At 39.5% G+C, this 13969-nt stretch carries 9 protein-coding genes; 4 read left to right on the top strand and 5 right to left on the bottom strand.

From position 1 onward, the window contains the following. Window positions 1-10 precede the first annotated feature (10 nt). A complete protein-coding gene (locus tag IAG46_RS06960; protein WP_190809576.1) occupies window positions 11-841 on the top strand; it encodes a sterol desaturase family protein in 831 nt (276 codons plus the stop codon). On the opposite strand, the gene IAG46_RS06955 is transcribed toward IAG46_RS06960, so the two are convergent. Next, the gene (locus tag IAG46_RS06955) at window positions 838-2064 is read right to left on the bottom strand and encodes an exo-beta-N-acetylmuramidase NamZ domain-containing protein (RefSeq protein WP_190809575.1); all 1227 of its coding nucleotides are present in this window, start codon (window positions 2062-2064) and stop codon (window positions 838-840) included. The genes IAG46_RS06960 and IAG46_RS06955 overlap by 4 nt on opposite strands. A 3-nt stretch (window positions 2065-2067) precedes the next feature. On the opposite strand from IAG46_RS06955, the gene IAG46_RS06950 reads away from it, so the two are divergent. The 3 genes from IAG46_RS06950 to IAG46_RS06940 all read left to right on the top strand — a co-directional run bounded on the left by IAG46_RS06950 (window position 2068) and on the right by IAG46_RS06940 (window position 5233). Further along, window positions 2068-3309, top strand: a complete 1242-nt coding sequence (locus IAG46_RS06950; protein ID WP_190809574.1) for an ABC transporter permease — start codon at window positions 2068-2070, stop codon at window positions 3307-3309. Between the two features lie 163 nt (window positions 3310-3472). After that, window positions 3473-4453: a PLP-dependent cysteine synthase family protein gene (locus tag IAG46_RS06945; protein ID WP_190809573.1), complete on the top strand. Its 981-nt coding sequence runs from the start codon at window positions 3473-3475 to the stop codon at window positions 4451-4453. A 3-nt stretch (window positions 4454-4456) separates the two neighbouring features. Further along, a complete protein-coding gene (locus IAG46_RS06940) occupies window positions 4457-5233 on the top strand; it encodes an aldose 1-epimerase (RefSeq protein ID WP_190809572.1) in 777 nt (258 codons plus the stop codon). 1 nt (window position 5234) lies between these two features. On the opposite strand, the gene IAG46_RS06935 is transcribed toward IAG46_RS06940, so the two are convergent. The 4 genes from IAG46_RS06935 to IAG46_RS06920 all read right to left on the bottom strand — a co-directional run bounded on the left by IAG46_RS06935 (window position 5235) and on the right by IAG46_RS06920 (window position 13948). Beyond that, entirely contained in the window at window positions 5235-6596 is a 1362-nt protein-coding gene (locus IAG46_RS06935; RefSeq protein WP_190809571.1) for an exonuclease domain-containing protein, read from the bottom strand. Window positions 6597-6675: 79 nt separating this feature from the next. Next, a complete protein-coding gene (locus IAG46_RS06930) occupies window positions 6676-9993 on the bottom strand; it encodes a VCBS repeat-containing protein (RefSeq protein ID WP_190809570.1) in 3318 nt (1105 codons plus the stop codon). A 6-nt stretch (window positions 9994-9999) separates the two neighbouring features. Continuing rightward, the gene (locus tag IAG46_RS06925; RefSeq protein ID WP_190809569.1) at window positions 10000-12276 is read right to left on the bottom strand and encodes a TIM-barrel domain-containing protein; all 2277 of its coding nucleotides are present in this window, start codon (window positions 12274-12276) and stop codon (window positions 10000-10002) included. 145 nt (window positions 12277-12421) lie between these two features. Then, the gene (locus IAG46_RS06920) at window positions 12422-13948 is read right to left on the bottom strand and encodes a RagB/SusD family nutrient uptake outer membrane protein (RefSeq protein ID WP_190809568.1); all 1527 of its coding nucleotides are present in this window, start codon (window positions 13946-13948) and stop codon (window positions 12422-12424) included. Between the last annotated feature and the right edge of the window lie 21 nt (window positions 13949-13969).

The raw sequence follows: 13969 nt of genomic DNA, 5'->3' as shown, positions 1-13969 counted from the left end.
ATTTGGAAGTATGGAACAAATCATGACCTACTTTGAAACCATTCCCTCTTTACACCGGAGTCTTATTTTGGTAGGGGGAATCACTTTTTTCTGGATTTTGGAGGGTATTGTACCCCTTTTTAATATCCCATATAAAAAATGGCGACACTCCGTGCCCAATTTCTTTTTTACCCTAACCACAATTCTTGTCAATTTTCCGCTGGCTTTTTTGTTTTTGAAGACATCCGATTGGACCATAGCTAACGAGTTTGGAATTATCAATTGGCTTCCCGAAATGCCATTATGGCTTTATGTGGTGTTAGGTGTTATGTTTCTTGACTTGATAGGAGCCTACACAGCACATTGGGTTGAGCATAAGGTAAAACCGCTTTGGATGGTTCATTTGGTGCACCATTCCGATCATAATGTGGATACCACAACCGCCAATCGTCACCACCCGCTGGAAAGTGTAATACGATATGTATTTACGTTAATTGGGATTTTTATTGTTGGAGCGCCAATAGGCATAATCATGTTATACCAAAGTATGTCGGTGGTATTATCGCAATTCAATCATGCCAATATCAGGCTACCTAAAAAAGTAGATAATGCAATAAGTTGGATTATTGTAAGTCCGGATATGCACAAAGTGCATCACCATTATAAACTACCGTATACAGATTCTAATTATGGAAATATTTTTTCTATTTGGGATAGACTTTTTGGAACATTCATGACGTTAAATCCCGATAGGATTGTATATGGTGTGGACACTTTTCCAGATGAAAAGGAAAATTCTAGCATCGCTGGATTATTAAAACAACCTTTTCATAAATACCGCCGACCAACTACTGAGGGCTAATCGTAGATTAGATATTTTTCGCGGATTTTTTTAAAAGTCTTGAGTTCTTTCTGCCAAGTTTTTTTAATTTCTTCTTCGGACATCCCGGATTCAATCTGTTTTTGCAATGCAGTGGTGCCAGCATGTTTGGTGAATCCTGACGTGTTGAAGAATTTGTCTTTTTCTTTGGAATTTTTATAGGCATCAATCAACCATTTTAGTGAAACAGCATCCATCCGGTTTATGTGGGAAAGGTCGGTTCCAAAACACTTTTTACCTTCTTCTTTAGGGTATTTTGACCCAAAATTAGGTTTGGGAGCATAACTGAAACTATATTTTGTACTATCCAAGAAGGATGCCCCAAACCGTTGAAATTGATACTCCGTACCACGACCGGCATTCACATTTGTTCCTTCAAAAAGACCCAAACTTGGGTAAAGCGTAATTGAAATATCGTTCGGCAAGTTGGGTGAGGGCCTTATAGGCAAATGATATGAAGTGCCATGTGCATAGTTCTCTAACCGAATGACCTTCAGGTTGGCTTTTTTTCCTTCTTCAAGCCATACCTCCTTATTAATCATCTGGGCATATTCCCCGATGGTCATTCCGTAGACTAAAGGAATTTCGGTCATTCCCAAAAATCCAGTATGCTCTTTTTTCATGGTCGGACCATCTACGTAATGACCGTTGGGATTGGGTCGGTCTAAAACCAAGATAGGAACGTTGTTTTCAGCACAGGCTTCCATGACCAATTGCAGGGTGGCGATATAGGTGTAGAATCGAACCCCAACATCTTGGATATCGAAAACTACCAAATCCAATTCCTCCAATTGCGCTGCAGAGGGTTTTCGGTTTTTTCCATAAAGTGAAATGATGGGAAGTCCAGTTTTGGCATCCAATCCATCTTTAACATGTTCGCCAGCATCCGCTTTTCCCCGAAAACCATGCTCAGGTGCGAAAACCTTTTTCACCATTACGTTCCATGAAAGTAGTGAATCGACAAGATGGGTATGTCCGGTTTTTTTAAAAATAACACTGGTCTGATTTGCAACGACCCCTATTTTTTTTCCTTCGAGCAACGGTAGATAATGCGGGGTTCTATTGGCTCCAACGACGATTGGTGCAATGGTATCCGTTTTTATGTTTTCGGCCATCGATTTATGGGATTTTTCCTGACCTCTGCAGGATGAAAACAGCAAAACCAACAATAAAACTGTACTTTTGAAAATAGATAAAATGGGCATTCGTTGAATTTAGAATTGTTTATTGCCAAGCGCCTGATTACAGGGAAGGAGCATAAAATTAGCATTTCCGCACCTATAATAAAAATTGCCATTGCAGCTATTGCCATTGGTATTGTAATGATGCTTGTTGCCATCGCCACTGGTGTGGGGCTAAAGCATAAGATTCGAGAAAAAGTTGCGGCCTTCAACGGACATATCCAAATTTCAAACTACGACAACAATACATCCGAGGTTTCAGTGGCCCCGGTGTCATTGAATCAAGATTTCTATCCGAAGTTCCATGATGTTGATGGAATATCCCATGTGCAGGCGGTTGCTACCAAAGGTGGAATAATTAGAACTTCAGATACCTTCGAAGGAATGTTGGCCAAGGGAGTGGGCAACGATTACAATTGGGCTTTTTTTAAAGAATATCTTGTTGATGGACGATTGCCCGATTATGCAGAGAAGCTGAATAACGAAGTTTTGATTTCCAGAATCAAGGCAAACCTGTTGAACTTAAAGGTCGGTGATTCGTTTTTTGCTATTTTCTTAAAGGAAAATGACCCATCCAAACCTCCCAACAATCGAAAATTTGAGGTAGTTGGTATTTATGACAGTGGCTTTGAAGAATTTGATAGGGATATCATCTTCGTTGATATTCGACATATTCAACGGATGAATAAATGGAATGTCGATGAAATAGGAAATTTTGAGGTTTTTGTCCAAGATTTCGACCAAATGGAGGCAAAAAGTAATGAAATCTATGGGAAAACACTTTCCAGTTTAGATACGCAGAACATCAAAACCAAATACTTCAGAATCTTTGAATGGATCAGCCTGTTCGATTTCAATATTGGGCTCATTATCGGAATTATGATTATCGTAGGTGGTATAAATATGATCACCGCCCTTTTGGTGCTTATTCTGGAACGTACCCAAATGATAGGTGTTTTAAAAGCTCTTGGTTCCGATAATTGGAGCATTCGAAAAGTATTTTTGTACAATGCAGCTTATTTGATCTCTATTGGTTTGTTATGGGGTAATGGTATCGGTTTGGTGTTGCTCTATCTTCAAGATAAATTTCGCTTCTTTAAATTTCCCAATCCTGAAGAGTATTACATCGAATACATTCCAGTTCATATGGATGTGCCAACTGTACTCTTACTTAATGTAGGTGCAATGCTTTTATGCCTGTTGATGTTATTGGTACCTTCTTATATCATCACCAAAATCACACCGGTTAAAGCCATTAAGTTTGAGTAAAATGATAATTATGCAACAAAAACCGGATAAAACTCACTTTCTTGTTTTTGCAATGGTATAATTATTCAAATTTTTCACCTTCCAATTCCATTCACTTAGCAAATTTCCAAAAATGGGATGCCGACAAAATCCAATTATTCAAAAGATTACCTTTGCAACGACTATGAAGTACGCTAACAATATTCTTGAGACCATTGGGGATACGCCTTTGGTAAAGCTCAACAAACTGACCGCCGAATTACCTTGCTTGGTGTTGGCCAAATACGAAACTTTTAACCCTGGAAACTCAGTCAAAGACCGAATGGCCCTCCAAATGGTGGAGGACGCCGAAGCATCTGGACTCTTACAACCTGGAGGTACTATAATTGAAGGAACTTCTGGAAATACCGGAATGGGATTGGCCTTGGCTGCTGTTGTGAAAGGGTATAGGATGATATGTGTTATCAGCGACAAGCAATCCAAGGAAAAGATGGACATTCTGAAGGCTGTAGGAAGTGAGGTTCATGTATGCCCTACGGATGTTGCTCCAGATGACCCAAGAAGCTATTATTCAACCGCACGACGCTTATCTGAAGAAATACCAAATTCCTGGTATGTAAACCAATATGATAACCCGAGCAATACCAAAGCCCATTATTTGACCACTGGACCTGAAATTTGGGAGCAGACCGAAGGCAAGATTACCCACTTTGTGGTAGGCGTTGGTACCGGAGGCACCATTTCAGGGGTGGGAACCTATCTAAAAGAGCAAAATCCTGATATCAAAGTATGGGGAATTGACACTTATGGTTCCGTGTTCAAAAAATACCATGAAACTGGGATATTCGACGAAAATGAAATTTATCCCTATGTAACCGAGGGAATAGGGGAGGATATCCTTCCTAAAAATGTCAATTTCGATGTTATTGACGGATTTACCAAGGTAACTGATAAGGATGCCGCAGTATATACCCAACGTTTGGCCAAAGAAGAAGGTATGTTTTTGGGCAATTCTGCCGGAGCTGCGATAAAAGGCCTTCTACAACTTAAGGAACAGTTCACTAAAGACGATGTGGTGGTGGTACTCTTCCATGATCATGGCAGCCGTTATGTGGGCAAAATGTTCAACGATGATTGGATGCGCGAAAAGGGGTATATTGATTAAACAATGACAGACTTAAAAAACGGAAACAATACAGTTCGTATAGACCAGGGTGAATTGGTAAGCTTTATCAATGATGAACATGAATTTATCCACCAAAAAGGAAGTCCAGGTTGGCGTAGTGCGGATACTGAGATGTTTCCGATAATCGGGCCGGTGGACAAGGCTGGTTTTCGAGTTCATGTACCTCGAAGCAATGCCATACAAGACCAACACGGATTGCTACGAGAACTGGATTATGACCTGATTTCGAAGACTGATACTTCGGCAATATTTAGAAAAGAGTATAAAGCCGGAACTCCGGTGAAAAATTCTAAATTTCCAGAAAAGTCAACCAAACAATGGCTCTTTTGGCCCTATAGTTTTGAATTTGAAAAGTCTTTTGAGTTAATGGAGAATCAATTGGAGATTACCTTTAAAATTTCTGGTGAACGCGATATGCCTTTTATGTTGGGGTATCATCCTGCCTTTAAAATCCATACAAATCAGCCTGCCATTTGCACTGATGAAAAGGAAATTACATTGGAACAGGTCTTGGAAGTGGGCGGTAGAGCATTTCAGGTAGAAAATTCCGAGTCCATCACCTTAAAGGATAAGCGCAGCATAACTATCAACACCAAAGGTTTTGGTCATTTTATGTGTTGGACGGAGGTTGCCAATATGGTATGTATTGAACCCATTTCCTTCTATCCGTATTCCGTAAAGCAGACCGAATTACATGAGGGATTTCAATTTTTAGGGGATTCCGCTGCTGTGTTTAAGGTCAATTTGTTGGTGGATTGATCTATAGAACGTAAGATTCTGCTTTTGAAAGCAAAGCTTCCACGATCCGTTGTGTTTCCAAAGTGTTTTTTTGGGGAATAATATGAGCTTCAATATCGGCCAAAGAATTAATACTTTGCTTCTGGTCTATAAAACCATAACCTTTGTATAGACCCTCATCAATAAGCACAAAGGCATTTTCATTGTGTTCCCTTCCTTTTTCCTTGATGATTCGAATCCCTGATTTTTCCGTTTTTATGTCAAGAATGGCATCTTTCACCTTTTGGTTGTAATCGGCAATCGATTCAGTTGAAGTGCAAATACCCTCACAGGAACGAATTTCATGATGGGAACAAGAAGTATTTACTTGTTGTAGATGGCAATACTTGGGGCATAGCGCAAAATTTTTGCATATATCTTCCAAAAATGACCTGCAATCAGTTTGGTTATAAAATATTTTTATGGGGTTAGGGGCACCTTTCAGCACATTGTAGGCCAAATGGACAATTCCTTTTCTATCCTCATATTCAAAAATGGCGTATTGCTTTACAATCCTTTTTTGGGCACTGTTATAAGGTGGAAACAGCCTTTTTATCTCGGCAGATTCCATTAGTAGCGCAACCAACTCGCTGCCCGAAAGTTTGTAATCAATCGATGCAGTTTCGCTGCACATTCGCAATTCCTTGGTGCTTTTATCATAAAAATGGCCCAAAACCCTTTTCTTGAGATTAATGGCTTTTCCCACATAGATAATTTTCCCTTGTTGATTTTTAAAATAATAGATTCCAGGTTTTTGCGGGATATCATCAAACACCGACTTTGGCAAATGTGGAGGAAGTGTAGCTTCTTGACTCCGTGCATTTAAGAATTTTTTGATGGTGACATTCGAATCCGGGGTATTCAACAATTTTTGAAACAATAAAACCGTTGCATGAGCGTCGCCTCTGGCCCGGTGCCTGTCCTTTAATGGAATTTGAACGGCAGTGCAAAGTTTTCCCAAGCTGTATGATTGTAATCCTGGAATCAATCTTCTTGACAATCGTACCGTACACAGCTTTTTTCGGGTAAAATCAATCCCGATCTGCCGGAATTCCTCTTTAATGACGCCATAATCAAAATTCACGGAATGTGCCACAAAAATGCAGCCCTCTGTCATTTCCAAAATCGTAGGCGCGATCTGTTCAAAAAGAGGAGCGTTTTGCACCATTTGTCCGTCAATTCCTGTTAGACCCGTAATGTAAAAGGGAATGGGGCATTGCGGATTGACCAAGGAAGTATATTCATCCACGATTTGATGACCGTCAAACTTAAATACCGCAATTTCGGTAATCTTGTTGCCTTTAATTCCGTTGCCGGAGGTTTCTATGTCGATGATAGTATACAAATCGAGAAAAAATGGACCTTGAAATTAGGAATATTGTGAAAGGTTGACAAATGGAAATCCTTTTTTTAGAAAGAAAGGATTATTGGTTGGCAATCAATTTAAGTGAATCATTGTTCGAAGCGACCAAAATACCTTTACTCTTATTTGCCAAGCCAATTATTTTCATTTTTTTCACATCCTTATTTAGAAAAACCCCACTTTTAGTATATGGTATGGGTTCGAAGGAAGAATTTCCATTTCCTTTTAAAAGCAAGCCAATACTAGCATCGTTTCTTGGTGTTTCCACTTCGGACTGATAGAGGTTTCCGGCCACAAAAATATCTTTTAGCCCGTCATGATCAAAATCATCTATTATGATATCGTTGATGGAAGATAACTGCGCTTCGTTGGGTAATTGATGCACATTGAAATTGCCGTTTCCTAAGTTTTCAAGATAGATAGAGGCAAAAGTGTTGGATTTTAGGTGCAACGAATGCTCTAATTTCTCCTTTCCATAAACTTCGATGAGATCTGCAGAACCGAAGCTATGGTACGAAGGAAATTTCTCTTTGATAAAAGGCATTTGCTGTGAAGAGCATTCCCTTCCACGAAGTGGAAATAGGTTACCCTGATTATAATACCCCAAGACAATATCATTGGTGCCATTATCATCAAAATCTGTGGAATACACCTCAAAAGGAGCATTGGGAGAGGCAGTGTATTTATAATTCAACCCAAGGTTGCCCACCACATAATCCATATCCCCATCTTGATCAAAATCTGCACCGTTAATGCTGTTCCACCAACCTTCGGTATTGGAAAGGATAGATTCATCGAGCTCCAGAATACCATTGTTGTTTTTATAAAATGCAATTTTTGCCCATTCGCCCACAACAATCAAATCTGTTTGTCCATCCGAATCAAAATCCGTCCATATGGCATCGGTAATCATTCCAGCATTGACCAGAGCGGAAGCTTTTACTTTTGTAACATCTTTAAAAATGCCATTGTTATTTTCCAACAAAAGACTTGGTTCGGCATAGGGGTATTTTTGAGGTTTTTGCCTGCTTCCGATGAATAGGTCCAAATCTCCGTCTTGATCAAAATCAAAAGGTTTAACACAGCTTCCGCTAAACAAAGATTTGGTTAGGCGGTGTGCTTCTTTCTTGAATTCACCGGAGTTGTTTATATATAAACGGTCTTGGTATTGTCCATGTCCGGCCACCCATTCATTACTTCCGCTAACTACATATAAATCGTTGTCACCGTCGTTGTCTGCATCGAAAAATATAGCATCCACATCTTCAAATTCTTTGTCCAAATCCCATGGTTGATTGTTTCCTGCGGCGAAGGTGCCATCGGAATTTTGCATGAACAACGAGGCCGAATATCCTTTTGCCCCACCCACATAGAAATCGTCCAGACCATCTCCATTTACATCGGAAATGGCCAATGCAGGACCAAATTGAGACATTTTGTGGGGTAACAAATTTTCTTTGACAAAATCGTCATGTTCATTTTCTTGATGTTCGTGCCCAATAGCTACCTCTTTTGTAATATCGTTGAAAATGGTTTTGTTGTGTGTTTTGTTGTTCGATGGAGGTTTTGCATCTTTATAATCCACAGTTATGCGTTGATTGACCGGAACATCCATTACTGTTTGCGAGTTGCCATTTGGCCAGGTAATTACAACATTATCAACCTTATCTAAATCGGACAATCCAAAATGAACTATAGGTTCAACAGCAGATTGGTAACCTCGGGTGGGGTAGTTTTCGAAATTTTGTTTTCCGTTTGAAGTCTCAATCAAAATCTTAGTGCCAATGCCAAAAAGGTTTTGTTCATTACCCTTAAATTGAATTTGGATGAAATTGTGATGACTGTTATTTTGCAAAATTGTGGCCTTTTCATCAATATTATTGATGACCAAATCCAAATCCCCATCATTGTCCAAATCGCCATATGCGGCACCGTTGGAAAAGGTGGTTTTATTTAATCCCCAAGCGGCTGAGGTTTTGGTATATGTAAGATCTCCATTATTCTTAAAAAAGTAATTTTGCGTTTTGCGCTGTGGAGTTTTGTGAACTAACTCTTCGATAACCTTGGGCATCTTTTCGCCATTTTCTTGAGCTTGTTGCAACCGTTTGAGCTTATATTTTTTGAAATCGTTGTTCCTGAAATCACGTTTTAATCCGTTGGTCACAAAAAGATCTTTAAATCCATCATTGTCAAAATCGGCAAGAAGAGGAGCCCAACTCCAATCCGTACTCGAAATATTGGCAAGCTGTCCTATTTCGCTAAAATGCCCATTACCATTGTTAAGTTGTAAAGCATTGTACATGTATTGGTAATGAAATCCATTATCAACAGCATGATTGAATGACTTGGGGTTCATTCCACTCATGCTCGTTTTGATTCCATAATTATCTTCAGCGACCATGTCCAAAGAGATAATATCGAGATAGCCATCATTATTGATATCGGCAATATCGGTTCCCATGGAAAAGTTTGAAGTATGCCCCGTATTAGCCTTTAATTTTTCGGTAAAAGTGCCGTCTCCATTATTGAAATAGAGATAGTCTTGCTCGATATAGTCATTTCCGACATAAATATCGGGCCATCCGTTTTGGTCAATATCCCCAATGGAAACACCTAATCCAAAACCTAATGAATTTTGGATGATACCGGCTTGGTTGGATACATTGGTGAACCTACCATTGTCATTTCTAAACAAACAATCCCCGACCAGTTCGTTCTTTTCGTTTTTAAAGTTTTCTGGGTTATTGGTATTTATGGGATTCACATTGTGATTTAACAAGAACATGTCCAAATCTCCATCTTTATCATAATCAAAGAAGGAACTTTGGGTGCTGTATCCCGAAAAATCGAGTCCATATTCGGAGGCTTTTTCGGTAAAAGTCCCATTTTGATTGTTAATATATAGGAGATTTTTTCTGTTCGTGGCTTTTCCTTTTCCGGATTTGCATACGTAAATGTCCAACCATCCATCGGCATTCACATCGGCCATGGTAACCCCAGTAGTCCAACCGAAAGTACTCTGCACATTGGCCTTTGTGGTGATGTCCTGGAATTTAAGATTTCCAAGATTTTTATAGAGTTTATTCCCTTTAAGGTTAGCCGTAAAGTAAATATCGGAAAGTCCATCATTGTCGATATCTCCAATGGCCACCCCGCCCCCATTGTAAAAATATTCGTAAACCATACTGTTCATGGCACTGTTTTCCGGAATTTCATTGACGAAAGTGATTCTAGTTTCAGATGAAGGAACTTCTGTAAATAGATATGGAGCTTCTGTTTCAGGTCGTTCTATGGAATTGGTGCAGGAAAAACCACTCAAAAGCAATAACAAAATTGCAGTAGAATAAGCAAATAGTTTGAACAGGGTCTTTTTCTTCACAAGATCTTATTGAAATTTGATTTCGATTTTTTGATCTAAGGCAGCTTTTAAAGTCACTTCTTTAAATTGGCTATTGTTTGCAAGTTCGGTTTTATCAATGACCGAAGGGGTTTCAAAATGTAAAATATTCCTATCGGAAATTACCGAGTTATATGTATTTTCAGGATCAAGTACTCTAATTTTCCAAATTCTTTGGATCAGCTTGTTTTGGTGATTACCTGAAGCCTTGTCAATATTTAATTTTAGGACTCCGGTATTTTGATCAATTTCCCAATGAATTTTGGTTTTTGCAAATTCACCTTCTTGATAAGCTATCGATTGTCCGTCGTCTTCATAAATGATGGTTTCTCCTTGTTGTCCCGGATATATTTCGAGCCAGAGTGTTTCATCCTGTTCTCCTGGGGTTATCCAATTTCTGTCTTTTCCATAGCAAAGCGTAGCTCCCTCGGGCACCAGTAAAGGTAGCATATCCGGGTCGCTCGAATCATATTTAATCACTTGTCCCCCTTCAAATTTTTGCTTCGACCAGTAATCATACCATGCCTGACCTTTGGGAAGATATATTGTATGTGTTGCTTCAGGATGGTACACCGGTGCTACCATCAAAGATGGGCCAAACATATACTGATACGGCCATTGATTACCATTGCATTGGTCATCTTCAGGATATTGCAGAACCATGGGTCTGCAGATGGGCATTGCTTCTAAATAATTTTGATAGGCCAAGGAATAGATATAGGGTAGGAGTCGGTATCTAAGTTTTCTGTGTCTACGGATACTTTTTTCTGCGGTATATTCATCAGCTCTAGCCATTCGCTCCGCATTTTCTTGATTGGAAGATTTGACCGAGGAGCGTTCAATGACAATCCGTTCTTTCCATTGATTGATATCCGAACTAACGGACCAAGGTTTTAGGTTATGTGAACGGGATACTCCTAAAAAGTCCACAAACTGGTTCATTCGCGCTTGAATCAATGGAGTTTTGCCATAGACATCCCAAGTGAGGTGCGACATTCCTTTCATGGATCCATGGGTATTGGTAATGGCGTTTATCTGCCACTTCATCTCTGACCAAGTAAAATCGGAATCACCAACCCATCTAAAAGGGTATCTTCTTTGGCCAATCATGGCATTCACCGGTATTTGGGTTGGGCCGTCATCCCAAGGGTTGGTTTCTTGCATTCTTCGGCATCCTAAGAACAGCACTCTTTGATTTTTGCCTATGTAATTTTGGGTGCCATTCCAAATTTCTGCATCTGTAATGTTATTTCTTCGGGTATCTTGCCAGGTACCAGCTATTCCCATATCCAGTTTTTCCTTATACCGCTTCCACCAAACGTCTTCATCGAACAGGGTTTCTGTCCATCCATGGTTTATCCTATTGACATGATTGGGAGCATTGTGATGGATCAACATCAAATCCAAATTCATTTGTTTTAGGGAATCAATCATTTGTACGGCAGATAGCGGTTGGATGTAATTTTCAGACCAATCCAAACTACTGCCCCATGTGATTTCCTTGTCGCCAATGCATGCATCTCCCCATCCAAAATCAAGAATCAGGTTGTCACAGGGAATGTCTTTTTCTCTGAATAAATGTGCAACTTGCATAAATTCATCCTGATCTCCGGAACAGCTTAAATGTTGGGTTTGAAAAAAACCATATCCCTTTTTAGGAAGAAGGGGTTCAGGGCCTACCAACTCGTTAAATTGCTTAAAAATACTTTTATAATCTGGACCATAAATGAAATAATCATCTTTGATCAAGCTATCTTTTATAAAGGTGTCTGTATAACTTTCTGTATCCTTGTTATAGAACCAATGGGTGTATCTGCTGTTTAAATTGAATTCATTAAAGGCGCTGGCGTTATCAAATTTGGAATATCCATCTTTGAACATTCCAATAACCTGACCTTTGGAGGGATAAATTTTGTTTCCTTTTAAGTCATTGATTTTCCATTCCAAAGTTTTCTTGTTGACATCCAACTGAATTTCGGACGTTGATATTTTATAATTAGTGCGAGTTTCCTGAAAACTACAATTTACTTTCTCCCATGGCTCAAAATGACCATTTAGGAATGGAATATCATATTTGGAATCGAATTTTTCGCCTTTGAGTTTGGATACCCGAAAACGAAACATTTTGGGAGAGTACCATGAAATTTCAACAGAATCAGCTAGATAGATTTTTGTTGTATAGCCGTCATAGTTTATGTTTTTATCTGACGTGCAGCTCGTTAGGGCTGTAAAAAGAGCTAAAAAGAATACAAAAGCTATCCTCATTTTATTGTGGTTAGTGTTAGGTCTTATTGATTTGGTGGGTGTTATCCGATATGAAAAACCACCTAAGGATCGCCGCGACCCTTAGGTGGTGAAAAAGCTACTAATTACTAAACTAACTGAACTCTCTCAACTAAACTTAATCGTGTTACCACCCAGGGTTTTGATCAAGATTTTCATTGATATTGATTTCCTGCAATGGAATTGGGAAAAGAATATCTCTTTCTTGAAAATTCTCAGAGAATGGTTTGTTATGGTTTTCCAATGTGGTTTTGACAGATTCGGTTGCTGTGCTTCCTCGCTGCCACCTGTATAGGTCGAACCATCGGATTCCGAATTCCATGGAAAGTTCTACAGGACGTTCGTGATGACGAATCTGCTGTCTCAACTCACTTTGATTCATACTGCCTAAAGTAATTGGCACCGCGTTTCCTCTTTCTCTAACCTTGTTGATTTCGGTGATGGCTTCATCTGTTTTGCCATTTTCATTCAATGCTTCGGCATACATCAGCAATACATCAGCAAATCTGATTAGTGCAATGTTGGTTCCGTTATAAAAATTGGTATCTACATTAAAGGAGTACTTTTTGAAGTAGTTGGGGTTGTCAAGACTACCAGCTGCATCGCTATAGGCTACATTTTCATCAGTATCCCTGCTATACATTTCGGAACCGGGATCATCAAAGAAAATACTGGCATACACCCTATCACTAGGTTCTCCTCCGACATTAAGGTCAGTTTTCATCTCATCTACCAACCATTGCGAAGGGTAAAATAATTCCCAACCACCAAAGGCATATGGAGATACTTCAAAATTGAAAACTTGTCGTTCGTCATTTCCATTGGATCGATCACCCGTAAATTGGATTTCAAAAACACTTTCGCTTCCGTTTTCGGCATTTCCGTTGAAGTTATCCTCGTAGTTTGGTAACAACGCATAGTTCATGCCAACAACTTGAGCTAATTTGGATTCGGCATCTGCCCATTTTTCTTGAAATAGATAAGCCTTTCCGAGTAAAGCTCTGGCGGCACCCGTAGTGGCACGTCCTCTCCATTCAGAGGAATGCTCATCCAGAAGGGCCGGTTCAGCGTCATTCAAATCACTTTCAATCTGAGCCCAAATTTCAGCTGGTGATGCTTGACCTGGGAAAAGACTTTCAGGGTCGGTTTCATAGGATGTTACCAAAGGAACATTCTCAAAACCTGTTACCAGCCAAAAGTAGAAATATGCCCTCAGAAACTTTGCTTCTGCTATAATTACGTCTTTAGTCTGTTGCGAAAGTGCTTCCATTTCTGGTACTTGCAACAAAATCTGATTTGCCCTTCCGATACCCGAATAAGCAGTCCTCCAAATATTAAAAGGTCCACTTTCCTCCGTTGTATTGGTAAAACTGGCCAAGGATCTACTATAGGTTTCAGCCGTATTATTGGTCATGTCATCGGCTTTGTAGGCCATGGCCGTATATATTTCCTCAAAGAATGCCCATTTGCTTCCACTGGAGCTATGCAAGGCGGCATAGGTTGCTGTAAGTGCCTGCAAAGCATGTGCCTCGGTCTGCCAAAAACTGGAATCTGTTAGCACTTCTTTGTTTTCAACGTCTATAAAATCATCGCTGCACGAGTTGAACCCGATTAGGGTTAAAATCGCGATTATGATATACTTGTTCCTTTTCATGATCTTAAGTATTATATAGTT

The sequence above is a fragment of the Flagellimonas sp. S3867 genome (assembly GCF_014698935.1).
In the GTDB taxonomy this organism is placed as follows: domain Bacteria; phylum Bacteroidota; class Bacteroidia; order Flavobacteriales; family Flavobacteriaceae; genus Flagellimonas.
The sequence above is the reverse complement of the archived record's forward strand: the minus strand, read 5'-3'. Positions and strand labels throughout refer to the sequence as shown.

Excerpts from the sequence above, each read along its gene's own strand:
- IAG46_RS06940 (WP_190809572.1), top strand. The coding sequence starts at position 4,457 with ATGACAGACTTAAAAAACGGAAACAATACAGTTCGTATAGACCAGGGT.
- IAG46_RS06960 (WP_190809576.1), top strand. The coding sequence starts at position 11 with ATGGAACAAATCATGACCTACTTTGAAACCATTCCCTCTTTACACCGG.
- IAG46_RS06925 (WP_190809569.1), bottom strand. The coding sequence starts at position 12,276 with ATGAGGATAGCTTTTGTATTCTTTTTAGCTCTTTTTACAGCCCTAACG.
- IAG46_RS06920 (WP_190809568.1), bottom strand. The coding sequence starts at position 13,948 with ATGAAAAGGAACAAGTATATCATAATCGCGATTTTAACCCTAATCGGG.
- IAG46_RS06945 (WP_190809573.1), top strand. The coding sequence starts at position 3,473 with ATGAAGTACGCTAACAATATTCTTGAGACCATTGGGGATACGCCTTTG.
- IAG46_RS06955 (WP_190809575.1), bottom strand. The coding sequence starts at position 2,064 with ATGCCCATTTTATCTATTTTCAAAAGTACAGTTTTATTGTTGGTTTTG.